The sequence below is a fragment of the Acidimicrobiales bacterium genome, from assembly GCA_035630295.1.
GTDB lineage: Bacteria > Actinomycetota > Acidimicrobiia > Acidimicrobiales > Iamiaceae > Iamia.
Genome location: DASQKY010000016.1, coordinates 34,764 through 61,606, shown reverse-complemented (window position 1 = coordinate 61,606; position 26,843 = coordinate 34,764). Strand labels below are relative to the sequence as shown.

Genomic DNA, 26,843 nt, shown 5'->3' with positions numbered 1-26,843 from the left:
CACGCCGCGCCCCCCGGCCCCGAGCCCGCTCGACCGGCCCCGTCAGCGGCAGCGCCGCCAGAGCTGGTAGGAGGGCCCCTGGTCGCCCACCGGGCAGAAGTGGTCGCGCACCACCTGGTTGGGCGCGTCCGAGCCCACCTCACGGGAGTCGTTGGGCTCGGACCAGGCGTCCCAGGCGTGCGACAGGATCAGCCAGTCCGAGGTGGCCACCTCCCGGGCCAGGCCCGAGTCGGGGGCGTTGGCGATGCCGGGGTCCATCTCGATGTAGCGGGTGCCCGGCGTGGCCTGGGGGAACAAGAAGTAGAAGTAGGCGTCGCTGTAGGGCGTCTTGCGCAGGTCCGCGGTGCCCACCAGCAGCCGCTCCCCGGGCCGGAGCCGGGGCCGGAGCTCGTCCACCACGGCCTGGGCGCTGGCCGCGATGTCCGGCGACCCCAGGTAGAAGGTGCGGTCCCCGTTGCGCACGGCCCAGCCGAAGTACTCGCCCTCCAGGTTCTGGCGGGTCAGGTCCACCCAGGTCCGGGCGGTGTAGGCCGGGATCACGGCGATGACAAGCAGCAGGGGCAGCAGAGCGGTGGCGGTGCGCACCACCCCGGGGTGGAGGCGGGCCCGCCCGGCGACGGTGCCGGCCCGGCGGCGGCGCCGCTCGGACCACCACTCGCCCCACTGCACCACGGCCACGGGCAGGAACACCAGGGAAACGCACGACACCCAGGCCAGGTGGGTGGTGTCCGGGCGCTGGAGGGCCTGGGGCAGGAGGCCGACCCCCAGGGCGCCCACCACCACCAGGATCCGGCTGCGGTGCGAGCCCCCCTCCCGACGGACGGCCACCACGCCGGTGGCCAGCAGGGCCACGGCGGCCAGGGGCAGGGCCCAGAACCACAGGGTGACCTGGGGCCAGGGGCCGAACATGGGGAACGGCCACGGCGGGGTGCGGAGCTGGGCCACGGCCTGCAGGGCGCCGTCGGCCCGGTCCCAGGCCGGGGGGATGGGCAGGGTGCGCCCGCCCCGCAGCTCGAACACCGGCTGCAGGAACATGCCCTCGAACGAGGGGCCCACCCCGGCGGTGGCCAGGTGCACCAGCACCGGCGCCACGCCCAGGGCCAGGCCGGCGGCCACCGGCGCCACCAGGGCCCGGCTCCACCGCCGCCACCCCAGCGCGGCCAGGGCCAGGGCCACGCCCACCACCAGGTCGGGGCGGAACAGCAGGGCGGCGCCCAGCACCACGCCCCCCGCCCCCAGCCACCACCGGGCCCCGGGGCGGGCCTCGTCGAGGTGGCGGGCCCCCCGCAGGGCCAGGGCCGAGCCGATCACGGCCAGGGCCACGGCCCCGTTCCAGGCCAGGGCGGTCAGCCCGATGGGGGTGATGACCAGCAGCACGCCCAGCAGGCCGCACACCGTGGCCACCCGCCGGCCCCACGGCAGGGCCAGGGCGAACAGGCCGAAGATGATGCCCAGGTGCTGGGCCAGGCCGTAGACCCGCTCGGCGGCCAGGGTCGTCCCGGCCACCTTGAACCAGGCGGCCAGGGCCCACAGGCTGCCCGGCCCGTAGAGGTGGAGGAAGTCCCGGTTGGGCAGGTCACCGGCCAGCACCCGTTCCGGGAAGACGAGCATGAAGCCCTCCTCCATGGGCGGCCCCTGGTAGTGGAACAGGGTGGGCAGGGGCAGGGCCACGGCCACGGCCACCACGGCCACGCCCAGGGCCGTGCCCCGCCACCCGGCCACCAGCCACCGCCACCCCCGACGCACGTCGGCCCGTAGGGCCCCCCGGGGCCGGGCCAGCGGGGTGGAGGCCAGGTCCCGCGCCGCCCGGCCCGGGGCGGCGCCGACCGAGGGCCCGTCCCCTGGGTCGACGGTGGGGCGCTCACCCGGCGGGGCCACGCCGGTCACCGGGCCCCCTCCTCGTCCGCCACCGACTCCGCCGGGCCGGCCGACTCGGGCCGGCCCCGGCGGCGGAGCAGGTGGTCGACCAGGACCCCGGCGCCGATCAGGAGGCCCAGCTCCAGCGGGGTGCGGAAGCGGATGGCCCCGTAGGCGTACACGGTGGTGGCCAGGACCATGAGTCCCAGGGCCACCAGGGGCAGCACCAGCACCCGCCGCCGGCGCAGCACCAGCCAGCCCGCCAGCCCAGCCGGGGCCAGCGCCCACCAGGCCCACCGTCCGGCCAGGGCCGCGCCCTCGGGCCGGCCCTCGAACTTGAGGGCGTTGAGGCCGTCGTCCAGGTGGTACACGTCGAGCTCCCGGCCCAGGCGGGCCGCCACCACCGCCGGCAGGCGGTCCAGGTGGCCGGTGGCGTAGCTCAGGCCCAGGCACCGCCAGTAGCGGGCCTTCTCGGCCTCGTTGCCGGGCGGCTCGCCGGGCACCACCCCGTACGGCACCTCGCCGGCCCGGTCGCCCAGGCAGCGCTGGTAGCGGTCGGCCGCCACCGAGTCCGTGACCGGCTGGCCGGCCCGGGCCCGCTCGCGCTGCTGGCAGTTGAACGACCAGTAGCCGAGCTGGCCGGCCACCTGGGCCCCCTCGGTGCCGGCCGGGGCGTGGGGGTCCGGGAGGCCGTAGCTGTCGGGGCAATTGGCGTAGTAGAGGACCTCGTCGCTGTTGGTGGACAGCAGGACGGGCTGGTCGAAGGCGGCCAGGTTGCGCGCCGACCACGGCACCAGCACCAGCAGCCCGCAGGCCCCGGCGGCCAGGCCGGCCCGCACCTTGGCCCCCAACGGCAGGCCCCGGCGCCGCAGCACCACCGGCGCCACCAGAAGCGGGAACAGGAACAGGGCCTCGCCCCGGGCCAGGGCCGCCACCCCCACCACCGCCCCCAGCACCGCGGCCCGCCGCAGGTCGGGGTGCTCCCACCAGCGGTAGGCGGCCAGCACGGCCAGCCCGATGCCGGTGGCGTACACCCCCTCGGGCCACAGGGCCCCGTCGATGACCCACAGGTTGGGGTAGGCGGCCACCAGCACCGCGGTGACCAGGGCGGCCCGGTCCCCGGCCAGGCGCCGGGCCACCAGGGCGGCCACCACCACCACGGCCACCCCCACCAGGGTGGTGAGCAGCTTGTGGGCCAGGAACGTCCGGGCCCCCAGCAACGACCCGGCGGCCAGCCAGGTCGACAGCAGGGGCGGGTGGATGGCCGAGGGGACGGCGATGCCCTGCTCCACCCACCGGAAGGGCTCCGAGTAGCCGATGCGGTCGGCCAGCATGTTGGCCTGGTGGTGGTAGAAGAACGGGTCGCCGCCGTCGGGGTTGCGGCGGTTGATCGACACCAGGGTGAGCAGCCGCCAGGCCAGGGCGCCGCTGGTGACGACGGCCAGCCGGGCCGCGAAGGGGTTCAGCCGCCGCTCGCCCCGGGGCCCGAACAGGCGCCGGCCGGCGGCGGCCAGGGCCGCCCCGCCGGCCAGGGAGCCGAGGACGGTCGCCAGCACCATCGGCCCCAGCCGCTGGGTGCCGGGCGGGCCGCCGGCCCGGGTGGCCCACAGCTGGGCGGCCAGCGGCACGACCAGGAAGGCGCCCAGGGCCACCGGCGCCCCCCACCGGCCGGCCCGGTCCCGGGCCGCGGCCCAGGCCGGGGGCCCGTCGTGGGCGGCGGGGAGGAGAGCCCACAGGACCAGGGCCGCGCCCACCAGCACCAGGCCGGCGCGGGCCACCAGGGTGGCCACCGCCCCCCCCGTGTCGAGCAGGCTGCCGGCCTGGGGACCGGCCGCGCCCACCAGCAGGGCCAGGGCCGTCACCGCCCCCAGGCGGGGGGCGGCGGCCCGCACCGTGGTCCCCGCCCCGTGGGCCAGGGGACCGACACCGACCCGGGCCCCGGCCACCAGGGCCCCCAGGGCCAGGCCGGCCCCGATCACGTCGAGCTGGGCCGGAGGCGCGACCCGGGCCACCGCCGACCAGGCCCCGGGCCCGGTGGTGGCCACGGCCACCCGCAGGGCCAGGCCGACCAGGGCGAGGCCGGCGCCGGCGCCGGCGGCCAGCTCCACCGGCCCCCACCGGCGGGAGCCCGAGCCGGCCAGCCGGGCCCCGGCGGACCGCAGGAGGCGCTCCCAGGCCGGGAGCAGGAGCCACAGCAGCACGGCGGTGGTCAGCACCCAGGCGTGGCCCAGGCGCCCGGCCCCGGCCGGGGGCCACGGGGTGCCGGCCTCGGCCCGGCCCAGCGGCGAGAGCAGCAGCCACTCCCGGACCACGTGGATCCAGGTGGGGGTGGCGGTGTCGGTGGGGACGACCTGGCCGGCGGCCGTGGGGTAGCCGAAGGTGGCCACGGTGACCACCACCCACCACGGCACCAGGACCCGGCGCAGCAGCAGGCGCCAGCCCGCCACCGGCGAGGGCACCGGCGCGGCGGCCAGGGCCCGGGCCGTCACCGACCGCTGGGCCAGGGCGCCGGCGACCAGGAGGAGCAGGGCCAGGCTGCCGTCGAGCCGGCCCAGCAGGCGGCCCAGGTCGGTGGTCGCCGCCCCCGAGCGCCCGGCGGCCCAGCTCACCGCGAACGCCCCCACCAGGCCCAGGGCCACCAGGCCCCGCTCGCCGGCCGTGGTGGCCGGAGCGGGGGCCACCGACGCCGGACCCGGGTCCTCTCGGCCCTCCGGGAGACCGCCTCCCCGCCGGGGCGCGGTGGCGTCCCGGGAGGCGGCGACAGCGACGGGCACGGCGAGCCATCCTACGGGTCCGCCCCGCCTCGACCCCGGATCACGGCCGGTGCCCGCCCGCGGCGTGCCAGGCTCCCGGTGTGCGCTACCGCCGGATGCCCATCGAGGTCGAGTCGCCCGAGCAGATGGGCTACGACACCATCGCCCACAACCTGTCCGAGAGCTCGGTGGCCGACCGCCGGCTGTCGGACCTGGGCCTCGACCTGGACCTGGACGCGCTGGTCCTCTGCTACGGGGACCACCTGGGCGATCCCCTCCTGCGGGAGGCGGTGGCCTCGGCCGCCGACGGGATCACGGCCGCCGACGTCCTGGTCACGCCGGGGGCCGCCTCGGCCCTGTTCTGCCTGGCCACCGCGGTCCTCGAGCCCGGGGACCATGCCGTGGTGGTGCGCACCAACTACGCCACCAACCTGGAGACGCCGCGGGCCATCGGCGCCGACCTGGACGTCGTCGACCTGGCCTGGGACGAGGGCTGGCGCCTGGACGTGGACCGGGTGGCCGCCCTGGTGGAGCGGGGACGGACCCGCCTGATCAGCGTCACCTGCCCCCACAACCCCACCGGCACGGTGCTGGCCCCCGACGACCTCCACCGCCTGGTGGCCCTGGCCGAGAGCAGCGGGGCCGTGCTCCTGGTGGACGAGACCTACCGCGACCTGGCCCACGGCGCGCCCCTCCCCCTGGCCGCCTCCCTCTCGCCCCGGGTGGTGAGCGTGAGCTCGATGTCCAAGGCCTACGGCCTGCCGGGCCTGCGGGTGGGCTGGACCGCCTGCACCGACCCGGCGCTGTCCGAGACGCTGCTGGCGGCCAAGGAGCAGGCCGTCATCTGCGGGGCCACCATCGACGAGCACGTGGCCGGCCGGGTGCTGGCCGAGCGCGACCGCATCCTGCCCCCCATCCGGGCCGACGTGGCCGAGCGCCTGGCCGTGGTCCAGGCCTGGATCGACGGCCAGGGCACCTTCGAGTGGGTGGCCCCCGGCGGCGGGGTGGTGGGGCTGGTCCGGTTCCGGCCCGAGGTCGTCGTCGACGTCGACGCGTTCCACACCGGCCTCCTGGCCGACCACGGCACCTACGTCGGCCCCGGGCACTGGTTCGAGCTCGACGACCGACACTTCCGCCTCGGCTTCGGCTGGCCCACCCGGGCCGACCTGGACGCCGGCCTGACCGGCCTCACCGCGGCCGCCGCCATGGCCTGCCGGTAGCAGCCGGTCGCTCGGACCGCCGGGCGGTCACTGCTACGCTGCTGGGACGAACAGTCGTTCGACGCGCCGGGCGCCCGGCCAACCTCTCCCTCCCCCGGCTCCCGTGTCCCCCTCGCCCGACCTCCGCTCCACCATCGCCGCCCCGGGCGTCGACCTGGGGCTGACGCTCACCACCGTCCGCATGGGGGTGGCCGATCCGTGCTGGACCAGCGCCGCCCCCGGCACCTGGCTGTGGGCCACCCGCACCCCCGAGGGCCCGGGCACGGTCCGCCTCTCCCCCACCGTCGACGGCGTTCGCGTCGAGGCGTGGGGCGAGGGAGCGGGCTGGCTGGTGGCCCGGGCCGCCGGCCTGGTCGGCGCCCTCGACGCCGGGCCCGACCCGGCCGTGACCGCCCCAGCCCCGGTGGGCGGGTTGCTGGAGCGGTTCGCGGCGCTGCGGCTGGCCCGGACGGCCCAGCCCCTCGACGCCGCCATCGCCGCCGTGTGCCGGAGGGGCGTCTCCGCCTTCGAGGCCGGGCGCTCGTGGTCGCTGATGATCGAGGAGTGGGGTGACGAGGCCCCCGGCCCCGGCCACCTGCGGCTGCCCCCCGACCCGGGCCGCATCGCCGCCGCCTCGCCGTACGAGATGCACGTCATGGGCCTGGAGCAGGAGCGGGCGGCCGAGGTGCGGCGCCTGGCCTCGCACCACGCCCGCCTGGAGCTGTCCGCCTCCACCGACGGGGACGCCACCGTGGTGGAGCGCCTGCGGGACCTCCCGGGGGTGGCGCCCGACGTGGTCGACCACGTGTGCGCCGTCGCCCTCGGCGACCCCGACGCCCTGCCCGTGGTCGACGCCCACGTGGTGGCGGCCGTGGTCCGCCTGCTGCGGGCCCCGGGCGACGCCCCGGAGGCCGACCTGGCCGCCGTCCTGGCCCCCTACGGGCCCCAGCGGGGCCGGGTGCTCCGGGTCATCGAGGCGGCGTCGGCCGCCGTGTGACCCGTCGGGCTACTCCTTGACCGCCACCGCGTTGGGGGTCACGTTCATCTTGGGCACGTAGTCGGCCTCGGCCACGTCCCGCCGCTCGCCGGCCACCGTGGACCGCATCTCGGCCCGGCAGGCGGTGCATGGCCCGTAGGCCCGCTCCTCCACGTCCCGCCGGCAGCGGGGGCAGGTGAAGGAGAGGTCGCCGTCGGGGGGCGCCGGGGGCACGACAGCCGCCGTCCACGGCTCGGGCCGGAACGGGGGGGCGGGCTCGCTCATCGACGCCAGCATCGCAGACGGGCCGCCGATCGGCGCGCCGGCCGGCACCCCCACACCGTCCCCAGGCCGGGGCCCGGCCTCCACCGGAGATCCACAGGTCGTGCCCCTTCCGCTGCACAGCCGGGCCGTCGTACCGTCGCCCCATGGCACGCTTCGAGGTGACCCTCCGGGACCGGACCGTCGAGTGCGTGGGCCACGCCGACGCCTACCAGCAGGAGGGCCCCATGACCACGTTCTTCCGCACCGACGGGCGGGACACGGTCGACTCGTGGAGCACCCGGGTGGCCAGCGTGCGGACCGCCGAGGTCCTGCTCATCCGGCGGGCCGACGAGGCGGCCGGCGGCGACCAGGTCGGCGTGGCCGCCCTGCGCAGCGCCTGATCCTCCCCCGTCAGCCGCCCGGGTAGCGGTGGGCGTTGGCCGCCTCGTAGGCGTCGGGGTCGGGGACCACCACCGGCACCCCGGCCGGGCGACCCCGCTGCAGGCCGACGGCCAGGTCCTCGCACGTGCCGACGTGGGTCCGGTACTGGCCCGACCACACCAACCACACGTCGCGGGGGCCGGCCCGGCGCAGGGCCTCCTCGGCGAAGGCCAGGGGGTCGGCGGCGGCCACGCGATCGGTGTAGTCCACCCAGTCGACCAGCTCGGGCCGGGCGAACTCGGGGTAGGTGGCGATGTCGGTGCCGGGTGGGAGCTCCCGGCCCAGCGCCGGGCCCAGCTGGTCCGGGCAGACCAGCACCAGCGGCCCGTCCGGGGCCGCGGCCGGGCCCTCGGCCTCGATGGCGCGGGCGATCTCGCCGGCCTGGGTGCGGGGGTCGCTCACCGCGGCCCGCACCCCGGCCACCGCGCCGAGCAGCAGGACCCCGGCCAGCACCACCCGGAAGGCCACCGGCCCGCTGATGCGGGCCGCCCCCACCCCGGCCAGGACCAGCACCAGGGGCGCCACCACCGCGAAGTAGCGGCTGGCGTAGGCGGCCTGGGCCGCGTACGAGGCCACGGTGGCCACGGCCAGGGTGCCGGCCACCAGCAGGGCCAGGCGGCGCGCCTCGGGCCGGGTGCGCAGGTCCAGCTCGATGCGGGACCCCGCGGCCGGGCGGCCGAACAGGCCCAGCAGCACCAGGACCACCAGGGCCATGGCCAGCAGCACCGACTCCCCGGCGTTGCCGCCGGCCAGGTCCAGCAGCGAGCTGGCCACCGTCTCGGTGGGGACCGAGGGCAGGGCCCACGGCGTGCCGGTGTGGGCCGACTGGTAGAGGAGGTTGGGCAGCCAGGGCAGGAAGGTGGCGGCCCCGACGACCAGGGCCGCGGCCACCCGCAGGGAAGCGGTGCGCCGCCCCGCCTCCCCCCGCCGCTGGGCCAGGCCGGCCCGGGCCAGCAGGCCGACGCCGGCCGCGGCGGTGAGCCAGATCCCCCAGTAGTGGGTCCACAGCAGCGCCCCGGTGAGGGCGGTCAGGGCGGCCAGCCGGCCGGCGGTGGGCCGGTGCAGGGCCCGGTCGGCCACCAGCCACCCGGCCAGGGCCAGCACCATGACCAGCTCGTACATGCGGGCCTCGGTGGCGTAGCGCAGCACGAACGGGTTGAGGGCCACCAGGAGGACGGCGGCCCAGGCCGCCCGGCGCCCCCCGATGCGCCCGGCCGCCACCCAGGCCAGCGGGACCAGGGCCAGGCCGATGGCGCCGGAGAGCAGCCGGGCCGCGGTGGCGGTGTCGCCCACCACCTCCTGCCAGCCGTGGAGGAGCACGTAGTAGAGGGGCGGGTGGCCGTCGCGGCGCAGGGCCCCGGCGATGTCGCCCAGGGGGAGCTCGGCGATGTTGGCGCTCAGGGCCTCATCGAGCCACAGCGGGGAGCGCTGCACCACCCGCAGGACCACCCCGGCCAGGGCCACGCCGGCCACCGCGGCCCCGTCCACGACCCGGCCCCACCGGGGGCGCAGGGCCGGCACGGCCACGTCGGGCCAGGGTCCCGGCCCGGCGCCGGGCCCGTCCACGGTCTCGGTGGAGGAGGGCACGCGCGCACGGTACGTGAGCCCGGGCGATCCACCGCGCATCCCGGTCAGGAGGGGGAGGTGGCCGCCACCTGGCGGCGGACCCGGGCCAGGGGCTTCTCCAGGCCGTACCAGCTGACCGCGGCGGCCAGCAGCCCGAGGGCGAAGGCCCCGGCCAGCAGCAGGGCCACCGGCACCTCCGACGGGGGCCGGTCCAGCCACCCGGGGATGCGCTCCAGCAGGTCCTGGTGCCACAGGTAGAGCCCGTAGGACACGGCCCCCAGCCAGGCCACGGGCCGCATCCGCAGCACCCGGCGGATCAGGCCCCGGTCCTGGTCGCCGAACACGGCCGGCACCAGGAGGGCCACGGCCACCACCCCGAAGCAGGCCTGGCGGGCCTGCCAGTAGCCGCCCCGGTAGCCGCCGTTGAGGGAGGGCTCGCCCAGGCCGTAGGCGAAGACCAGCCAGGCCCCGGCCGCCACCGCCCACCACAGCCCGGCCGGCTGGGCCAGGCGGTCGAGGCGGGCCCGCAGCCGGTCGTCCCGGGCCGCGGCCACCGACAGGACGGCCACCAGCATGCCCAGGGCGAACAGGTCGATGGTGTTGGGCAACCAGGAGAAGGAGACCTCGCGCATGGTGACGACCTGGCCCTCGCCGCCCACGGCCCACACCCGGTCGACATCGGACATGACGGCCCGGGAGAGGTAGCCGGCGACCACCAGGGCCACGGTGCCGCCCACCTCCAGGGCCACCGAGGGCCGGCCCCGGCCCGCCCCCCGCCGGACCGTCGCCACCTTCCGGACCAGGAAGGCCCACAGGGGCACGAACAGGTAGAAGCTCATCTCCGTGTTCAGGCTCCAGGCCGGCACGATGCCGCTCAGGGTGGTGTAGGCGTCGTAGATCTGGAGGAACAGGTAGAAGCGCCAGGGCTGGGGGCCGAGGTCGACCCACCCCAGGCCCCACAGGACGCTGAGGGCCAGCCAGTAGGCGGGCACGATGCGCAGCACCCGCCGCCACCAGAACCGCAGCGGCCCGGCCGGCTCCCGGCCCTCGGCGCCGGCGGCGACGAAGGGCCGGTAGATGAGGAACCCGGAGATCACGAAGAACACCGAGACCCCCATGTCCAGCACCGACACCGGGGTGTAGAGCCGGCCGGTGGCGGCCGAGCCGGCCAGGGTCACGGCGTGGTAGACGACAACGGCGCTGGCGGCCAGGGCCCGCAGCCCCTCGAAGCCGGGGAAGTGGGCCCGCCGCGGGGGCGCCGGCCGTGGATGCACCTCCTCCGGAACGGCACGAGTAGCGTCTGCGGGGTCGGCCGGTCGCGCCTCGGGGACGTCCGTGGTGGGGCCGGCCATGAGGACCGCACTGTACCGCCCGGTCCCCCCCGCTCCTGGCGACGGCCGCGGCGCGCCGGGGAGGACCCGCCCCCCGCCCCGCCCTGGAGATCCAGCGACAGATGAGCGACGAGAGCACCGCCCCCGGACCGGTCGAGGAGGTCGCCTCGGCCCCCCGGGACGTCGAGGTGGTGGTGATCGGGGCCGGGCCCGCGGGCCTGACCGCGGCCTACCAGTTCCACAAGTACGGCATCGCCTCGGTCATCCTGGAAGCCGACGACGTGGTGGGCGGCATCAGCCGCAGCCCCGAGCGGGACGGCTGGCGCTTCGACATCGGCGGCCACCGCTTCTTCACCAAGGTGCAGGAGGTGGAGGACCTGTGGCACGAGATCCTCCCGGCCGAGGACTTCCTGCTCCGGCCGCGCAAGAGCCGGATCTTCTACGACGGCAAGTTCTTCGACTACCCGCTCAAGGCCTCCAACGCCCTCAAGAACCTGGGCCTGGTCGAGGCCGTGCGCTGCGTGGCCTCCTACGCCTGGGCCCGCGTCCGGCCCCCCAAGGACCAGACCAACTACGAGGGCTGGCTGGTGGCCCGCTTCGGGTGGCGGCTGTACCGCACGTTCTTCAAGACCTACACCGAGAAGGTGTGGGGGGTGCCGGTCAGCTCCATGCCCGCCGACTGGGCGGCCCAGCGGGTCAAGGAGCTGTCGCTGGGCAAGGCCATCGTCAACGCCCTGCTGCCCAAGCGGAACCAGAAGGAGATCGCCTCCCTCATCGAGGAGTTCCAGTACCCCAAGTACGGCCCCGGGATGATGTGGGAGGTGTGCCGGGAGAAGGTGGAGGCCCAGGGGTCCAAGGTCCACATGGAGACCGCGGTGACCCGGGTCCGCCACGAGGGGGGGCGGGCCGTCGAGGTCACGGCCACCACCGCGGACGGGGGGACCACCACCTACCCGGCCGACCACGTCATCTCCTCCATGCCCATCTCGGCCCTGCTCACGGCCATGGACCCGCCGGTGCCGGACGAGGTGCGGGCCGCGGCCGAGGCCCTGGCCTACCGCGACTTCCTGACCGTGGCCCTGGTGGTGCCCGAGGACGACGTGCCCTGGACCGACAACTGGATCTACGTCCACGACCCCCGGGTCGAGGTGGGCCGCATCCAGAACTTCGGCTCCTGGTCGCCCTACCTGGTCAAGGAGGGGCGCAACGTGCTGGGCCTGGAGTTCTTCGTGTTCGAGGGCGACCGCATGTGGTGCTCGTCCGACGAGGACCTGGTCGAGCAGGGCAAGCGCGAGCTGGCCGCCCTGGACCTGGTCGACCCCGAACGGGTCGAGACCGGCTACGTGGTGCGGATGCCCAAGGCCTATCCCACCTACGACGAGCACTACCAGGACAACGTGAAGGTGCTGCGCCGCTGGCTGGAGCGACACGCCCCCAACGTCCACCCCGTGGGCCGCAACGGCATGTTCCGGTACAACAACCAGGACCACTCGATGTTCACGGCCATGCTCACGGTCGAGAACATCGTCTCCGGCGCCGGGCACGACATCTGGGAGGTGAACGTGGAGGAGGAGTACCACGAGACCCTCTCGGAGACCTCCACCGCCCGGGGCCCCATCGGCGACGGCACCCGGGGCACGGGCCGCGACGCCCCGGTGATCGCCCGGGCCGACGTGGAGCGGGCCCGGGCCGAGCGGGGCGCCCCCGGCGCCTGAGCGGGCCGGCCGGCGGGCCACCAGCCGATCCCGCCGTGGGGTGTCGGTCAGCGGGGGTCGGTCAGCGGAGGTCGGCGGCGTGGACGTCCATGGCCGCCAGCGCCCGCTCCAGGGCGATGCAGGCCATGTTGGTGCGCTCGAAGTTGGACTCCTGGGGGAACAGCTCGGAGTCCTTGAGCAGCGCCGTGAGCCGGACCATGACGATGGCGAAGCCCGCCCCGGCCAGGATCTCGGCCCAGCGGTGGTCGTGGGCGGAGCGGCCGGTGAGCTCCTCCCACCGCTCGGCCGTGGCCGCGTACGAGGGCAGGCCGGGCAGCCGGGGCATGTCCAGGCCGGCCGAGAGGGTGTGGTCCAGCCACGTGAACCACCCCAGGTCCTGGACCGGGTCGCCCACGTGGACCATCTCCCAGTCGAGCACGGCCGAGACGTGCACCGAGTCGGGGGAGTCGCGCCCGGCGAAGAGCTGGTTGCCGATGCGGCTGTCGCCCCAGCACAGGGTGGGGTCGTGCACGTCCGGCGGGCAGTTCTCCCGCAGCCAGACCAGGCCCAGCTCGGGCACGTCCTGGCGCACGTGGGGCGAGGCCCAGCTCAACATGTCGGCCCACTCGTCGAGGCGGTGGCGCAGGCGGCTGCCGCCGTCGGGGCACGGGTCGAGGTCGCCCAGGCCCAGGGCCAGGTGGTCCACCCGGTGCACGGCGGCCATGGCCTCCAGGCCCCGGTCCCACACGGCGCGCTGGAGGGCGGTGGAGCCGTCCTTGAGCCAGCCCTCCATGCTGTAGGGCGGGTTGTCGGCCGGCGCCTCGCCCTCCACCCGGTCCATGACGATGAACGGGGCCCCCAGCACGCCGGGGTCCTCCTCGTACCAGCGGAGGCGGGGCACCCGCAGTCCGGGCTGGCCGTTGAGGACGGACATGACCCGGTGCTGGGCCTCGAAGCGGTCGTGGGGGAACACGGTGTGCGCCGTGGGCTGCACCCGGACCACCAGGTCGTGGTCGGAGACCCCGTCGCCGTCGTCCCACCGGGCCGTGATGATGATGGTCTCGTTGCTGAACCCGGTGGCCGGGGGGCCGGTGGGCGGGGAGACACGGGCCCGGCTGCCGACGCGGGCACCGATCCAGGCGGCCAGATCGGCTCGGAGGACCTTGGGGTCGCGGGGGCTGGGGAGGGCCATGGCTGAAGTGTCGCCCATGGAGCGGCGGTGTGGGGGAATGGGACAAGCGCCACAGGCCGGCCGGGGCGGGGCCCCGCTCAGCCGCGGGCGGCGTGGGCGATGGTCTGGTGCTCCAGGTAGGCCTCCAGGCCCTCGGGACCCAGCTCGCGGCCCAGGCCCGAGGCCTTGAACCCGCCGAAGGGTGAGCCCATGTCCATCATGAACGTGTTGACGTTGGTGGTGCCGGTGCGGACCCGCCGGGCCACCTCGGCCGCGGCGTCGTGGTCGGCGCCCCACACCGAGCCCGACAGCCCGTAGTCGGAGTCGTTGGCGATGGCCACGGCGTCGTCCACCCCGTCGTAACCGATGACGGTCAGCACCGGGCCGAAGATCTCCTCCCGGGCGATGCGCATGTCGTTGGTGGCATCGGCGAACACGGTGGGTTCCACGAACCAGCCCCGGTCCCGCCCGGCGGGGCGGCCCCCGCCCACGGTGACGCGGGCGCCCTCGTCCCGGCCGGCGGCGATGTAGCCCTCGACCCGTTCCCGCTGGCGCTCGGCCACCAGCGGCCCGACCTCGGTGGCCGGGTCCAGGGCGTCGCCCACCCGCAGGGCCCCGACGGCCTCGCTGAGGGCGTCGACCACCTCGCCGTAGCGGTCGCGGGGGGCCAGGATGCGGGTCTGGGCCACGCAGGCCTGGCCGTTGTTCATGATCCCGTTGGGGACGATACCGGCCACCGCGGCGGCCACCTCGGCGTCGGGCAGGACGATGGCGGCCGACTTGCCCCCCAGCTCCAGGGTGACCCGGCGCAGGCGCTCGCCGCACAGGGCGCCGATGCGGCGGCCGGCGGCGGTGGAGCCGGTGAAGGCCACCTTGTCCACGCCGGGGTGGGTCACCAGGTGCTCCCCCACCTCCCGGCCGGCGGGGACGATGTTCACCACCCCCTCGGGGAGGCCGGCCTCCCCGAGCATGGCGGCCAGCACGAAGGCGTCGAGCGGGGCCTCGGGGGCGGGCTTGATGACCATGGTGCAGCCGGCGACCATGGCCGGGGCCATCTTCAACATGACGATGAACAGCGGCACGTTCCAGGGGATGATCCCGGCCGCCACGCCCACCGGCACCCGGCGGACCTCGGAGGGGCCCATCATCCCGGCCCGCACCTCGGTGAAGGGGTAGGAGCCGGCCAGCCCCACGTACTCGTCGGCCACCATGGTGGCGGCGAAGACCTGCCCCATGAGGGCCCACGACACCGGCGAGCCGTTCTCGCTGGCGATGAGCTCGGCCAGGTCCTGCATGTCGGCGGTGATGGCCCCGGACACGGCGGCCAGGACCGCGGCCCGCTCCTCCGGGGCCATGCGGGGCCAGGGGCCCTCGTCGAAGGCCCGGCGGGCCGCGGCCACCGCCGCGTCGACGTCGGCCGCGGTGCCCTCGGGCACCCGACCGGCCGGCTCCTCGGTGGACGGGTTGGTCACCTCGATGGTCCCGGTGCCGGCCGGCGCCACCCAGTCGCCCCCGATGAAGAGCCGGTCGTGGACGGGGATGTCAGCCATGGCGCGCTCCTGGTCGGGGGTCCGGGGCGACTCTAGGGCCGGATCTGACGGTCCGTCAGGTCCCGGTCCGGGACAGCCCGGAGGTTCGACGCGCGTCGAGCGCGGGTCGCGCACCCGCGGCAACGCGCCGTGGTGTTCACTGCCGCCCGGCGGGCTCCCGGCCCGGCGAGGGAGGGATCGATCTCGGCTCCGTCGCGCCCGCACCGCCGGCCGCACCCGAGAACCGAGGTCACCCGTGCCCCGTCGCACCGCCCCCCGCCATCCCACCCACACCCACCGGCGCAGCCGCCGGGCCGTCGCTGTCGTCGTCGGCCTGGTGGCGGCCGTCGGCCTCACCGTCGCCGGTCCCGGAGCACCGGCCGGGGCCACCACCGCGCCGTTGGTGACCGCGGACGGCATCGGCCTGCGCATCGACGAGACGGCGGTGACCGGGCAGGTCCTGGACGACCTGGTGGCCGCGGCCGACACCGCCGTCGCCGACCGCCTCCAGGACGGCGCCGCGGCCGCCGCCTCGTTCTTCCTGAGCACGCCACCGGACGGCGTCCGGGTGGACTACGAGAGCGACATCACCTTCGACATGGTGCCCCCCAGCGTGGCCCTGCCCGACGGGGGCATGACCCTCACCACCGAGATCACCGACCTGGTCGTCGAGTACTACGTCTACGGCCAGTGGTGGCAGCCGGAGTGCTGGATCTGGGTCACCGCCGATCCGGCCACCGCCACCGTGGAGACGACGGTCGAGGCCGATCCGGGCACCCCGGCCGCGCCCCTCCCCCTGGCCCCCAGCTCGTCGTCGTGGTCGACCAACTGGCCGAACGAGAGCGTGAGCAGCTGGATCTGCAACGCGCACATCGCCAACTACTTCGACTGGGACGCCTTCACCGACCTGAACGACCCCGCCAGCCCCGCCTCCCTCATCGAGGACGACATGGAGGGGCTGCTGGCTGGCCTGGCCGACGACATGTGGGTCGACACCATCGCCCCCGTGCTCGACTCGCTCGACACCCTGGGCGGCTTCGACCTCGACCTGGGCCAGCTCCGCTTCGAGGACCACGGCCTGATCGCCACCGGCGACGTGGACGCCACCGCCGGGGTCGCCATCGGGGCCAGCGGGCCGTACCCGGTGGGCTCCACCGTGGACGCCGGGGTCAGCACCAACGTCAACTCGCTACTGGCCCAGCGGGCGGTGTCGGGCACAGACAGCGACGTCATCGTGTCGCTCCACCCCAACGTGGCCAACCAGTTCCTGACCGCCCTGACCGACCACCTGAACGGCGGCTTCGGCACCACGACCACCTCCAACGCCATCGCCGCCACCCTGGTCGACCCCACGCTGGGCGCCTGCTACGACCCCGGCGACTGGACCGTCCGGCTCACCGCCCAGGCGCCGCCGCTGCTCCTGCCCACCGGCACCGGGGGCCGGCCCGAGCTGCAGCTCCCGCAGATGAGCCTGGGCGTCCGCAACAGCGGCTGCAACCCGGGCGACCCCCGGGTGGCCACCTTCTCCGGCGCCGTCACCGACATCGCCGCCCCGGTCACCGGCACCCCCCTGCAACCCACCTACGACGGCTCGGCCGCCGGCTGGTCGGCCACCCGCACCTTCGCCGACGCGGCCACCGCGGCCCGGGTCCCGCCGGCCACCGACGCGGACCTGGTGCCGTGGATGCGCAGCGCCCTGTCCACCTTCTTCACCCTGCTGGTGCCCGACCTGGCCGACCTGGACGTCGGAGGGCTGGGCGGCCACAGCGCCACCCACTGCACGGCCTGCGGCCGCTACGGCGGCGACCAGCGCGTCACCGAGACGTTCCACCTGCCCTGACGCCCTGACGCTCGCCCCCGCCCCACCACCGCATCCCGAGAGGCTCACCGTGACCCGTCCCCGCACCCCCCGCCGCCGGCCCGCCCCCCGGCCCCGGCGGGGCCGGTCCGCCCTGGCCGCCACGGCCCTGGTCCTGGCGGCGGTGGGCGTCCAGGCCGTCACCGCCGGCCCGGCCGCCGCCACCACCGCCCCCCTGGTCACCCCGGAGGGCATCGGCATCCGCATCGACGAGACGGCCATCGTGGGCCCGGTCCTGGAGGCCACCGAGGCCACCCTGGCCGCCGACGTCCAGGCACTGCTGGAGGCCGGGGCCGACCCCAACCCCGGGATCACCGGGGCCAGCCAGGTGGTGGTGGACGTGGACCTGGCCCTCGGCCTGGACGTGGTGGCCCCCGGGACCGACCCCGACGGCTCCTTCGCCTTCGAGGCCGAGCTCACCGGACTGGAGGTCACCTACACCATCCCCGCCCACGCCTGCACCGTGGAGGTGGCAGCGACCACGGTGACCAGCGCGGTCACCGCCCCGGTCGACCGGGCCGGCCTGCCGGCCACCGCCTTCGACGTCCCCGACGGGACCTCGTCGTGGCCGGCGTGGCCCAGCGTGTCGGCCTCGGCCCTGCCCTGCCTGCTGGCCGTGGACGCCCCCGACCTGTCCACCTGGTGGACCGACCTCACCGACCTGGGCGACCCGGCCAGCACCGCCTCCCTGGTGGAGGACGAGCTGGAGGGCGCGATCGACACGCTGCTGGCCACCATGTGGGCCGAGCAGGTGCAGGTCATCCTGGACTCGCTGGCCACCGCCGTCACCGTCGACCGCCTGGACACCGACGACCACGGCCTGCTCGTCACCGCCGAGGTCGACGCCACCGGCGGGATGGCCCTCCAGTGGCCGGCACGTCCCAGATGATCGGCTACTGGGCCGGCAACTACGACAACGCCGCGGCCCCGGTGAGCTTCGCCCGGACGGTGTTCCCCTTCCCGTTCAACGTCACCTGGCCGGCCCCCGCCTCGTCGGACATCGCGCCCTACGTCCGCCTCGCCGTGGCGGACATGGCCCAGCTCCTCCCCTACCAGTTCAGCCCGGAGATGGTGGTCGGGTGGACCATCCCCGTGAACCGCTGCACCACCTGCGGCCGGACCACCGGCGACCAGCGGGTCACCGAGTCCTTCCTCGTCGGCTGACCGGAGGCCCGCCATGTCCCCCCACCCCCACCCCGACCCCCGTCGCCGCCGACGCCGGGCCCTCGCCGGCCGGGCGGTCGGCCTGGCCGCGGCCCTCCTGGGCGTGGCCGGGGCCACCCTGGTCGTCCCGACCGGGCCCGCCGGCGCCGCCCCCGCCCCACTGGCCACCCCCGACGCGGTGGGCATCCGGGTCGACGAGACCGCCCTCCTGGGCCCCGTGCTCGAGCAGGTCGAGGCCGACCTCACCCCCCTGGTGGAGGCCATCGTCCTGGCCGCCGCCGCCCCCAACCCCGGCCTCCCGGGCTACGACCAGCTCACCGTGGACCTGGGGCTGGAGCTGGGCCTCGACGTCCGGCCGCCGTCGTCCTACGCGCCCCACGGGTCGATCTCAGTGGCGGCCGTCGTCGACGGCCCGCGGCTGGCCTACACCTACATCGGCGCCGGCTGCACCATCGAGGTCGATGGCGACGGCATCACCGTGGCCGAGGCCGCGGTCGACACCCTGCCGGCGGGCAGCGGCCCGCCGGCGGCGGCGCCCTTCACCACGTTGCCGACCCTGGCGTGGTGGCTCCCCCCCACCGTGTCGGTCCCCGCCCTCCCCTGCTTCTCCCTGCTCCAGCAGCCGGCCTTCGACACCTGGCTGGACCAGTTCTTCGACCCCACCCTGCCCACCAGCCCGGTGGCCCAGATCGAGCAGCTGGTCGGGGCGGCCACCCAGGACCTGGTCGAGGACCTGTGGGCCGCCCACGTCGACCCGGTGCTCCAGTCGCTGTCGGCCTTCGACCTGGACATGGGCCAACCGGTGACCGACACCCACGGCCTGATGGTCACCGCCGATGCCGACGCCAGCGCCGGGCTGGTGGTGCCGGGCCTGGGCGGCCCCCACGGGGTGGGCGCGGCCGAGGACTCGGGCACCACCTCCAGCCTGGCCACCCTGCTGGCCGACCGCATCGGGGCCACGGGGCCCCGCGAGGTGATCGTGTCGATCCACCCCAACCTGGCCAACCAGGCCTTCACCGCCCTCACCACCGCCCTGGGCGGCACGCTGTCCACCGTGGCCGTGCCGGCCTCGACCGTCGAGCCCCTCCTGCTCCCGCCGGCGGCCCGGCCCCTCTACGCCGACGCCGACTGGACGGTCCGCCTCCAGGCCGCGGTGCCCCCCGAGGCCCACCCCGTCGCTCCCTCGGGGGCGCCCGAGCTGGATCTGCCCCAGGTCACCGTCACCTTCCTGAACGGCGCCACGACGGTGGCCACCTTCACCGGCTCCCTGGCCGGGATCCCCCTCACCACCCAGGTCCGGCCGGGGGGCACGGCCTGGACCCCGGACCACGAGGCGGCGGCGGCCACGGCCGCCCTGCGCCGAACCCAGGCCAACGTCCACGCCGCCCAGCTCCCGCCCCAGCCGTCGGCCGCGGTGGCTCCTCACGCCCGGTCGGCCTGGGACGCCCTCGACGACACGCCGGCCACGGCCTACGCCGAGCTCAGCCCGACCGGGGGGGCCTACGGCTGGGCCCCCGTCGACCTGTGCACGACCTGCGGCCGCTCGGCCGGCGACGAGCGGTACACGGAGACCTTCGAGGTGGCGTGACCGGGCGAGCGGGAGCGGTCCCGGGCCCGGCGGCCGGCGGGACGGGTGGCGGATGGTCGGTAGTGTGCGGGGCGTGACCGACGCCGACCTCGAGCAGCGCGCCATCAACGCCATCCGGGCCCTGTCCATGGACATGCCCCTGGCCGCCAACAGCGGGCACCAGGGGACGGCCATGGCCCTCGCCCCCCTGGCCCACGTGCTGTGGACCCGGGTGATGACCTACGACGCCACCTCGCCCCACTGGGTCGACCGGGACCGCTTCGTCCTGTCCTGCGGGCACGCCTCAGCCCTGCAGTACGCCATGCTCCACCTCACCGGCTACGGGCTCACCGTCGAGGACATGAAGGCCTTCCGCCAGTGGGGCTCGGCCACGCCCGGGCACCCCGAGGTCCACCACACGGTGGGGGTCGAGGTCACCACCGGGCCCCTGGGCCAGGGGCTGGCCAACGCCGTGGGCTTCGCCCTGGCCGAGCGGTGGCTGCGGGCCACCCACGGCCCCGAGGTCGTCGACCACCACACCTGGACCATCTGCTCCGACGGCGACCTCCAGGAGGGCATCAGCCACGAGGCCGCTTCCCTGGCCGGTCACCTGGGCCTCGGTCGCCTGGTCGCCGTCTACGACGACAACCACATCTCCATCGACGGCCCCACCGACATCTCCTTCAGCGAGGACATCCCGGCCCGCTTCCGGGCCTACGGCTGGCACGTGGTCGAGCTGGGCGAGGTGCCCGAGGACCTCGACGCCATCGAGGCCGGCCTGCGCGACGCCCGGGCCGAGGAGGACCGTCCCAGCCTGGTGGTGCTGCGCACCCGGGTCGGCTACCCCTCGCCCCGCTTCACCGACAGCCACAAGGCCCACGGCAACCCCCTGGACGCCGAGGAGGTGGCCGCCACCAAGGAGGTCATGGGCCTCCCGGCCGACGAGATGTTCTTCGTCCCCGACGACGTGCTCGAGCTGTACCGCCAGGCCGGGACCCGGGGCGGCGACGCCCGCGCCGCTTGGCAGGCCCGCTTCGAGGCCTGGGAGGGCGACAAGGCGGCGTGGGCCGCGGCCTTCGCCGGCGGCGGCATCGACGGCTGGGAGGACGCCCTGCCCACCTACGACCCGGGGGCCTCCCCCGCCACCCGGGTGGCCAGCGGCGACTGCTTCCAGGCCCTCACCTCCGTCGTCCCCGGCCTCATCGGCGGCGGGGCCGACCTGACCGGCAACACCGGCACCACCCTGAAGGAGCTGGGGGTCCAGTCCCGCGACGACCCGGCCGGCCGCCAGGTCTACTTCGGCATCCGCGAGCACGGCATGGCCGCGATCATGAACGGCATGGCCCTCCACGGCGGCACCCTCCCGGTGGGCGGCACGTTCATGCAGTTCAGCGACTACTGCCGCCCCGCGGTGCGCCTGGCCGCCCTCAGCGAGGCCAAGGTCATCTTCTCCTTCACCCACGACTCGGTGGGCCTGGGCGAGGACGGGCCCACCCACCAGCCCATCGAGCACCTCATGGCCCTGCGGGCCATCCCCGGGCTGCGCCTCATCCGCCCCGCCGATGGCAACGAGACCGCGGCGGCCTGGGCCGTGGCCGTGGCCGGGGACGGCCCCACCGCCCTGGCCCTGTCCCGCCAGGGCCTGCCCACCCTGGAGGGCACCGACCCCGACGGCGTGGCCCGGGGCGCCTACGTCCTGTCCCCCGATGGCGCCGATGAGCCCGACCTGGTGCTGGTCGGCACCGGCAGCGAGGTCTCGGTGTGCGTGGAGGCGGCGGCCCTGCTGCGCGACGAGGGCCTGGCCGTCCGGGTCGTGTCCATGCCGTCGTGGGACCTGTTCGCGTCCGAGAGCTTCGAGTACCAGGACGAGGTCCTGCCCGCCGGCATCCCCACCCTGGCCGTCGAGGCCGGCGTGTCGCTGGGGTGGGACCGCTGGGCCGACGCCAGCGTCAGCATCGACCGCTTCGGCGCCTCCGCCCCCGGGGCCGAGGTGCTGGCCGAGCTGGGCTTCACCCCCGAGAACGTGGCCGAGCGCGGCCGCGAGCTCGTCGACGATCTCGCCGACGGCTGACCCCACCCCCCCGCCCCCGGAGCCCCGCATGACCCTCCTGCACGACCTCTACGACCAGCAGGGCCAGAGCCCGTGGCTCGACAACCTGCGCCGGAGCTGGATCCGGGACGGCGACCTGGCCGCCTGGGTCGACCGCGGGGTGCGGGGCGTCACCTCCAACCCCTCGATCTTCCAGAAGGCCATCGCCGGCTCCGAGGACTACGACGAGCAGTTCGCGGCCGGCCTGGCCGCCGGCAAGAGCGTGGAGGACTGCTTCTGGGACCTGGTGGTCACCGACATCGAGGGGGCGCTGGCCGTGCTCCGCCCCACCTACGACACCAGCGAGGGCGGGGACGGCTACGTCTCGGTCGAGGTGGCCCCCAGCCTGGCCCGCGACACCGACGGCACCATCGCCGCGGCCCGGGGCCTGCACGAGCGCATCGACGAGCCCAACCTCTACGTCAAGATCCCGGGCACGTCCGAGGGCCTGCCGGCCATCCAGCGCATGATCGCCGAGGGCCGCAGCGTCAACGTCACCCTCCTGTTCAGCCTCAGCCGCTACGACCAGGTCATCGAGGCCCACCAGGCCGGCCTGGAGGAGCTGGTGGCCTCGGGGGCCCCGCCCGAGGCGGTGCGGCGGGTGTCGTCGGTGGCCTCGTTCTTCGTCAGCCGGGTCGACGCCGAGGTCGACCGCCGCCTCGGCGCGCTGGGCACCGACGAGGCCCGGGCCCTGCGGGGCCGGGCCGCGGTGGCCAACGCCCAGATGGCCTACCAGCTGTTCCGGGAGCGCTACTCGGGGCCCCGGTGGGAGGCCCTGGCCGCGGCCGGGGCCCAGGTCCAGCGCCCCCTGTGGGCCTCGACCTCGACCAAGGACCCCTCCTACCCCGACACGCTGTACGTGGACACCCTGATCGGCCCCGACACGGTCAACACGCTGCCCGACGCCACCCTGGAGGCCTTCGCCGACCACGGCACCGTGGCCCGGGCCGTCGACGCCGACCTCGACGGGGCCCGAGCCGCCCTCGACGCCCTGGCCGAGGTGGGCGTGGACCTGGCCGACGTCACCGAGCTGCTGGAGAAGGAGGGCGTGACCGCCTTCGAGGCCAGCTACGACGACCTGCTGGCCACCCTCTCGACCAAGGCCGCGGCCCTGCGCAGCGGGGGCGGGGCCCCGTGACCGGCCGGTGAGCATCGACGGCCTGACCGTCGTGGGCGACGTTCCGGCCGCCTTCGCCGAGCGGGTGATCGAGGCCTTCGGGGCCCGCCCCGACGACACCTTCTCCCTGGCCCTCTCCGGGGGGTCCACCGCCCGGCGCTGCTACGAGTGCCTGGCCGAGGAGGGCGGCACCCGCGTCGACTGGTGGAAGGTCGACGTCTACTGGGGCGACGAGCGCTGCGTGCCCCACGACCACCAGGACTCCAACTACCGCCTGGCCCGCGAGGCCCTGCTGGACCGGGTGGGGGCGGCCAACGCCACCCACCTCATGCGCTGCGCCGAGGTCGACGCCTACCAGCTCCGGGTGGGCGACCTGGGACGCTTCGACCTGGTCCACCTGGGCGTGGGGCCCGACGGCCACACCGCCTCGCTCTTCGCCGGGGCCGAGGCCCTCGACGCCGACCCCGGGCGCCTGGTGGCCCTCACCGAGGACCCGTCGGGCCGCAACCCCTACCCCCGCATGACCCTGACGCCGGCCGGCATCGCCCGGGCCCGCCTGGTGGTCGTCACCGTGGAGGGCGAGGCCAAGGCCGAGGCCCTGGCCGCGGTGGCCCGGGGCGACGACGTCCCCGCCGCCCGCATCGCCGCCGAGCGCGTCCTCTGGCTGGTCGACGAAGCCGCCGCCTCCCGCCTCCCCTGATCAGCGGTCTGGGTCGTCTGATCCCCCGGTATCGAGGAGGTCGCCGGCCACAGCGCGGACCTCCTCCGGCAGCCCCAGGAGCGCGGCCCCATCACCGGTCTCCTCGTAGACCACCACGGCTCGTGCCAGGGCGATGAGCGGATCGTGGGGGTCTGCCTCGTGCAGGAGGGCTGGCCACAGGGACCGCCAGCCAACCCGCATGGCGCGAGGAGACGATCTCGCTCCGTGTTGGGCCACCACGTGGTCAGCGAAGGCCTGGGTCAGCTCAGGCCTGTGCCCAGACGCAGTGACAGCTCGCTCGATGCTCCGGACCCAACGACCCCATTCGGCTTCTTCACGATTCTCGAAGACGGCGTCGAGGAGGCGCGCCAAGCCCCCCCTCACGAAGTCCAGGGAGCGTCTCGTCATCAGGGCTTGGTCGAGGACGTCTTCCTGAAGCGGACGCACCCCCTCCTTGGCTGCGAGCACCACCAGGCACCACGCCGCGGCGTCGGCGTCCGCCCGCCCGGAGACCAGCTCCTCCTCGTACGCCAGGGCCGCATCCTCGCTACGGCCCACCTTCTCCAAGGTCATGGCCCGCCAGATGTCGGTGGGAGGGAGGCGCGGATCGGCACGCTGCGCGGCGTCGAAGGCAGCCAAGGCTTCCTGGTACCTCGCCAGCAGGTACAGCGCCTGTCCCCGGCCCCAGTGCCCGTTGGCGAGCCCGGGAGCCCTTGCAACCACCTCGTCGAATGCGGCCAATCCCTCATCAGGCCGTCCAAGGCGCAGCAGCAGCTGCGCTCGCAACCCATGTGCGGGCATGAAGTTGGGGTCGAGGACCAGCGCCTCGTCACAGACGTTCAAAGCGGTGAGGCTGTCGCCCAAGAGGGCCAGGGCAGTGGCCTGTCCCAGCCGGACAAGAGGCTGATCAACAGCCTCGATCGTCGCCAGAGCGGTCAAGGCCTCCTTGGGCCGACCCGCGCTGATGGCATCTGCGGCCTCCGCCAGAGCACTGTCCACGGCCCTCGACCCATGTGCTCTCTCGTGCTCGGAGGCCTCGAGCGCAGCCCGGGCGTACGATGCGGCCAGGGGTTCGAGGCTGAGCGACCACTCCTCCAGTCGGTCGCGGTCGTACCAGGTTCGGAGGAACTCCACGACGAGGCGGAGGGGGCGGCCGCGGGACTCCTTGACCTCCAGGCAGTGACGCAGGAGGGGCTCCCGCAGCTCGTAGGCCCGGGTGCGCTTGTCCTTCACCTCCACACCGGGGGGCAGCACCGGCTGGCGGACGTAGCCGAGCTTGGTGAGGTCGCCGAGCTGCTTGGCCGCCACGTTTTCCTTGACGCGGGCCCGCCTGGCGATGTCCTTGACCGCCAGGGCCCCCTCGGCGCGGGCCAGGACGGTCACGATCTTGCGCTGCTGGCCCGAGAGCGCCGCCATCTGGGCCTGGTAGTAGGGGGTCAGGTCGTCGAGGACGGCCAGCAGCAGGCTGACCAGCTCCTCCAACCGCTCGGTGGTGATGCACTCCGACATGAGCACCCAGAGCCGTGGGTGTCCTCCGGCCAGGTGGGCCACCACCCGCAGGCGACGCACGGCCTCGTCGGTGCCCAGATAGGCGACCAGACGCTCCCCGTCCTCACCGCCGCGCAGGGTGGCGATGCGCCCCAGCAGGTCGCGGGCCTCTATGACATCCAGCTCGTCCAGGTGGTCGATGGCGAAGAACCCGAAGAACAGGCCCTTCCGCGTGGCGATGGATGGGGAGATCGACGGGGTGGAGGCCAACAGCACGGTGCGGCGCCCGTTCTGGAGGTAGGCGCGCAGCCGATGCTGGTCGTCGGTCCCCACGCTCTCGAAGATGGCGTCGAGGTTCTCGACCACGACCACCACCACCCGGTCGCCGTGCACGGCGGGCAAGAGCTCCTCGGCCCGGTCGGCAAGGTCCTCGGCCCGGACATCGGCCAACGCCTCGAGAGCGTCGCCAGCCGCGCCCGCCACTTCCGGCGGGGTGAGGGGGTCGCGGGCCAGTTGCCCGATGATCTCCTCGTAGAGGTCCCCGATGCTCGTGATCCCCCACTCGTCTTCGCGCAGCCAGGCGACGGCGATGTCATCGGCCAGGGCGGCGTCGGCGCGGATGCGGTTGACCACGATGGACAGCAGGTGCGACTTGCCCATGCCGCGGGGGCCGGCCACCAAGTGGTGCTCGATGTCGCCCGTGGTGGCCGCGGCGCGCACCGCGCCCTCCAGGCGCTGGGCCAGGGGCTCGCGCTTCACGAAGATGGCCTCCAGCACCTCGGGCTCCATGGTGCTGGGGGTGAACGAGGAGAGCAGCTGGAGGGCGCTCATGGGTGGCCCATCCCCTCCGGCTGCCGGAGGTCGCGCCGGTCGAGCCACGCCTCTCGGATGAGCCGATAGGTGAAGGTCCAGCCGTCCGGGCCCCGCCGGAGGTAGTGGTCGGCCTGGAGCAGCTCGAGCAGCTTGCGGGCCGAGGCCTCGTCGTGTTCCGAGCCGTGGTGCTGGAGGTCGGCGGCCACCTCCGCGGTGGAGGCCGTGCCCCGGACCGCGACGGCGTCCAGAGCCAAGCCCGCCGTGAGGGCATCTTCCCCGTAGTACTCAGGCAGGCGGTCCTCGTAGTGCGCCAGCTCCCACCCGTCGTTGGGGGCGAAGCGAGCATCGGCCGCCACCTGGTCCACGGCGGCCAGGTCGATCGGCTCGCCCAGCCTGGCCAGGTCATCCACCGCGGCGTGGATGAACCACGGGATCCCCTCGCAGACCTCCCCCACCCGCTCAGCGAGGTCCGGCAGAGCGATGACCGGGGTGGTCAGACCATGCTCGGCGGTCCAGCGGAGCAGGGCCCAGGCCAGGCGCCCGGCATCGGCAGGGGCGAGAGGCGGCAGCTCCTCGTCGCGCATGGTGTTGAGCGTCGCCCGATGGCTGCGGCCGTCGCGCAGCGATCGGAGGACGTGATGGAACCCGATCGAGCCGGTGAAGACGAAGCGGATGCGGCGATAGCGGTCCCGCGCCGCCCGCAGCTCGTCGAGCAGGTCGACCGCCACCTCCCAGCCGCAGTCGCGGCGAACCTTGTCCACCATCCAGGGCGCCTCGTCCCAGATCACGACCACGACCTGCTCCTGGGACTCCAGGTGGTCGTCCAACGAGCCGAAGAGATCGTCGAGGGAGCTCCGCCAACCGGGACCCTCCATGTCCGGGAGGGTGACAGGGCCAACGCTCGTGCCCCCCACCTTCTCGACGAGGTCCCTGAGGCGGTGTCGGGCCTTGTCGAGGCCACCGAGGCGCGGCAGCACGTCCTGCGCCAGCAGCTCGGCCAGGCGCCGGGGGCTTCCGACCCCCTCGACGTCGCGGTAGATGACCACCACCTCGTCGGTGGCCCGAGCTTCGAGGACCCGCATGACCGCCGTCTTGCCGACCCGCTTCTCAGCGCTGAGCACGATGCTCTCCCCGGCGCACAGCGCCTCCCACAACCGATCGACGATGGCGTCGCGGTAGAGGACCGAGGCGGCGGTGGGTGATCCGCCCCGCTGAGGGCGGAGCGCCGACGGCGGCGCTTCGTCCTTCCACTGCGACATGCGATCC

General features: G+C 75.2%; 20 protein-coding genes. 11 read left to right on the top strand and 9 right to left on the bottom strand.

Annotation, left to right across the window (positions count from 1 at the left end; genetic code table 11):
• Nucleotides 1-42: 42 nt before the first annotated feature.
• Nucleotides 43-1,887 (bottom strand): hypothetical protein, encoded by a 1,845-nt coding sequence (locus tag VEW93_04275; protein ID HYI61003.1) that lies wholly within the window; start codon nucleotides 1,885-1,887, stop codon nucleotides 43-45.
• Nucleotides 1,884-4,631, bottom strand: coding sequence for a glycosyltransferase family 39 protein (locus VEW93_04270; GenBank protein HYI61002.1), 2,748 nt, complete (start codon nucleotides 4,629-4,631; stop codon nucleotides 1,884-1,886). The genes VEW93_04275 and VEW93_04270 overlap by 4 nt, the downstream gene beginning before the upstream one ends.
• An 80-nt stretch (nucleotides 4,632-4,711) precedes the next feature.
• Here VEW93_04270 and VEW93_04265 point away from each other — a divergent pair, with 80 nt between their 5' ends.
• A complete protein-coding gene (locus VEW93_04265) occupies nucleotides 4,712-5,830 on the top strand; it encodes an aminotransferase class I/II-fold pyridoxal phosphate-dependent enzyme (protein HYI61001.1) in 1,119 nt (372 codons plus the stop codon).
• Between the two features lie 103 nt (nucleotides 5,831-5,933).
• Complete coding sequence (locus VEW93_04260; protein ID HYI61000.1) at nucleotides 5,934-6,806, top strand: hypothetical protein; 873 nt, start codon at nucleotides 5,934-5,936, stop codon at nucleotides 6,804-6,806.
• A 9-nt stretch (nucleotides 6,807-6,815) separates the two neighbouring features.
• Here the strand turns inward: VEW93_04260 and VEW93_04255 are convergent, their stop codons facing one another.
• The gene (locus tag VEW93_04255; protein ID HYI60999.1) at nucleotides 6,816-7,070 is read right to left on the bottom strand and encodes a hypothetical protein; all 255 of its coding nucleotides are present in this window, start codon (nucleotides 7,068-7,070) and stop codon (nucleotides 6,816-6,818) included.
• Between the two features lie 143 nt (nucleotides 7,071-7,213).
• Between VEW93_04255 and VEW93_04250 the strand changes: the two genes are divergently transcribed.
• Nucleotides 7,214-7,450, top strand: coding sequence for a hypothetical protein (locus tag VEW93_04250; protein ID HYI60998.1), 237 nt, complete (start codon nucleotides 7,214-7,216; stop codon nucleotides 7,448-7,450).
• A gap of 10 nt (nucleotides 7,451-7,460) precedes the next feature.
• Here VEW93_04250 and VEW93_04245 read toward each other — a convergent pair whose 3' ends face one another.
• Both VEW93_04245 and VEW93_04240 read right to left on the bottom strand, forming a co-directional pair.
• Nucleotides 7,461-9,077 carry a glycosyltransferase family 39 protein gene (locus VEW93_04245; protein ID HYI60997.1) on the bottom strand — a complete coding sequence of 539 codons (1,617 nt, stop codon included), beginning with the start codon at nucleotides 9,075-9,077 and terminating at the stop codon, nucleotides 7,461-7,463.
• 44 nt (nucleotides 9,078-9,121) lie between these two features.
• A complete protein-coding gene (locus VEW93_04240; protein HYI60996.1) occupies nucleotides 9,122-10,330 on the bottom strand; it encodes an acyltransferase in 1,209 nt (402 codons plus the stop codon).
• A 179-nt stretch (nucleotides 10,331-10,509) separates the two neighbouring features.
• Here VEW93_04240 and VEW93_04235 point away from each other — a divergent pair, with 179 nt between their 5' ends.
• A complete protein-coding gene (locus VEW93_04235; GenBank protein ID HYI60995.1) occupies nucleotides 10,510-12,102 on the top strand; it encodes an NAD(P)/FAD-dependent oxidoreductase in 1,593 nt (530 codons plus the stop codon).
• Between the two features lie 61 nt (nucleotides 12,103-12,163).
• Here the strand turns inward: VEW93_04235 and VEW93_04230 are convergent, their stop codons facing one another.
• Complete coding sequence (locus VEW93_04230) at nucleotides 12,164-13,273, bottom strand: phosphotransferase family protein (GenBank protein HYI60994.1); 1,110 nt, start codon at nucleotides 13,271-13,273, stop codon at nucleotides 12,164-12,166.
• 77 nt (nucleotides 13,274-13,350) lie between these two features.
• Nucleotides 13,351-14,802, bottom strand: coding sequence for an aldehyde dehydrogenase (locus VEW93_04225; GenBank protein HYI60993.1), 1,452 nt, complete (start codon nucleotides 14,800-14,802; stop codon nucleotides 13,351-13,353).
• A gap of 235 nt (nucleotides 14,803-15,037) precedes the next feature.
• Here VEW93_04225 and VEW93_04220 point away from each other — a divergent pair, with 235 nt between their 5' ends.
• The 7 genes from VEW93_04220 to pgl all read left to right on the top strand — a co-directional run bounded on the left by VEW93_04220 (nucleotide 15,038) and on the right by pgl (nucleotide 23,276).
• A complete protein-coding gene (locus tag VEW93_04220; protein HYI60992.1) occupies nucleotides 15,038-16,621 on the top strand; it encodes a hypothetical protein in 1,584 nt (527 codons plus the stop codon).
• Nucleotides 16,622-16,670: 49 nt separating this feature from the next.
• Complete coding sequence (locus tag VEW93_04215; protein HYI60991.1) at nucleotides 16,671-17,528, top strand: hypothetical protein; 858 nt, start codon at nucleotides 16,671-16,673, stop codon at nucleotides 17,526-17,528.
• Nucleotides 17,507-17,803: a hypothetical protein gene (locus VEW93_04210; GenBank protein HYI60990.1), complete on the top strand. Its 297-nt coding sequence runs from the start codon at nucleotides 17,507-17,509 to the stop codon at nucleotides 17,801-17,803. Before VEW93_04215 ends, VEW93_04210 begins: the two co-directional genes overlap by 22 nt.
• A gap of 13 nt (nucleotides 17,804-17,816) precedes the next feature.
• Nucleotides 17,817-19,391, top strand: coding sequence for a hypothetical protein (locus tag VEW93_04205; protein HYI60989.1), 1,575 nt, complete (start codon nucleotides 17,817-17,819; stop codon nucleotides 19,389-19,391).
• A 73-nt stretch (nucleotides 19,392-19,464) separates the two neighbouring features.
• A complete protein-coding gene (gene tkt / locus VEW93_04200) occupies nucleotides 19,465-21,441 on the top strand; it encodes a transketolase (GenBank protein ID HYI60988.1) in 1,977 nt (658 codons plus the stop codon).
• Between the two features lie 28 nt (nucleotides 21,442-21,469).
• Complete coding sequence (tal, locus tag VEW93_04195; GenBank protein HYI60987.1) at nucleotides 21,470-22,597, top strand: transaldolase; 1,128 nt, start codon at nucleotides 21,470-21,472, stop codon at nucleotides 22,595-22,597.
• A gap of 7 nt (nucleotides 22,598-22,604) precedes the next feature.
• Nucleotides 22,605-23,276 carry a 6-phosphogluconolactonase gene (pgl, locus tag VEW93_04190; protein HYI60986.1) on the top strand — a complete coding sequence of 224 codons (672 nt, stop codon included), beginning with the start codon at nucleotides 22,605-22,607 and terminating at the stop codon, nucleotides 23,274-23,276.
• Here the strand turns inward: pgl and VEW93_04185 are convergent, their stop codons facing one another.
• Entirely contained in the window at nucleotides 23,277-25,595 is a 2,319-nt protein-coding gene (locus tag VEW93_04185; protein HYI60985.1) for a tetratricopeptide repeat protein, read from the bottom strand.
• Entirely contained in the window at nucleotides 25,592-26,836 is a 1,245-nt protein-coding gene (locus VEW93_04180) for an AAA family ATPase (GenBank protein HYI60984.1), read from the bottom strand. Before VEW93_04180 ends, VEW93_04185 begins: the two co-directional genes overlap by 4 nt.
• Between the last annotated feature and the right edge of the window lie 7 nt (nucleotides 26,837-26,843).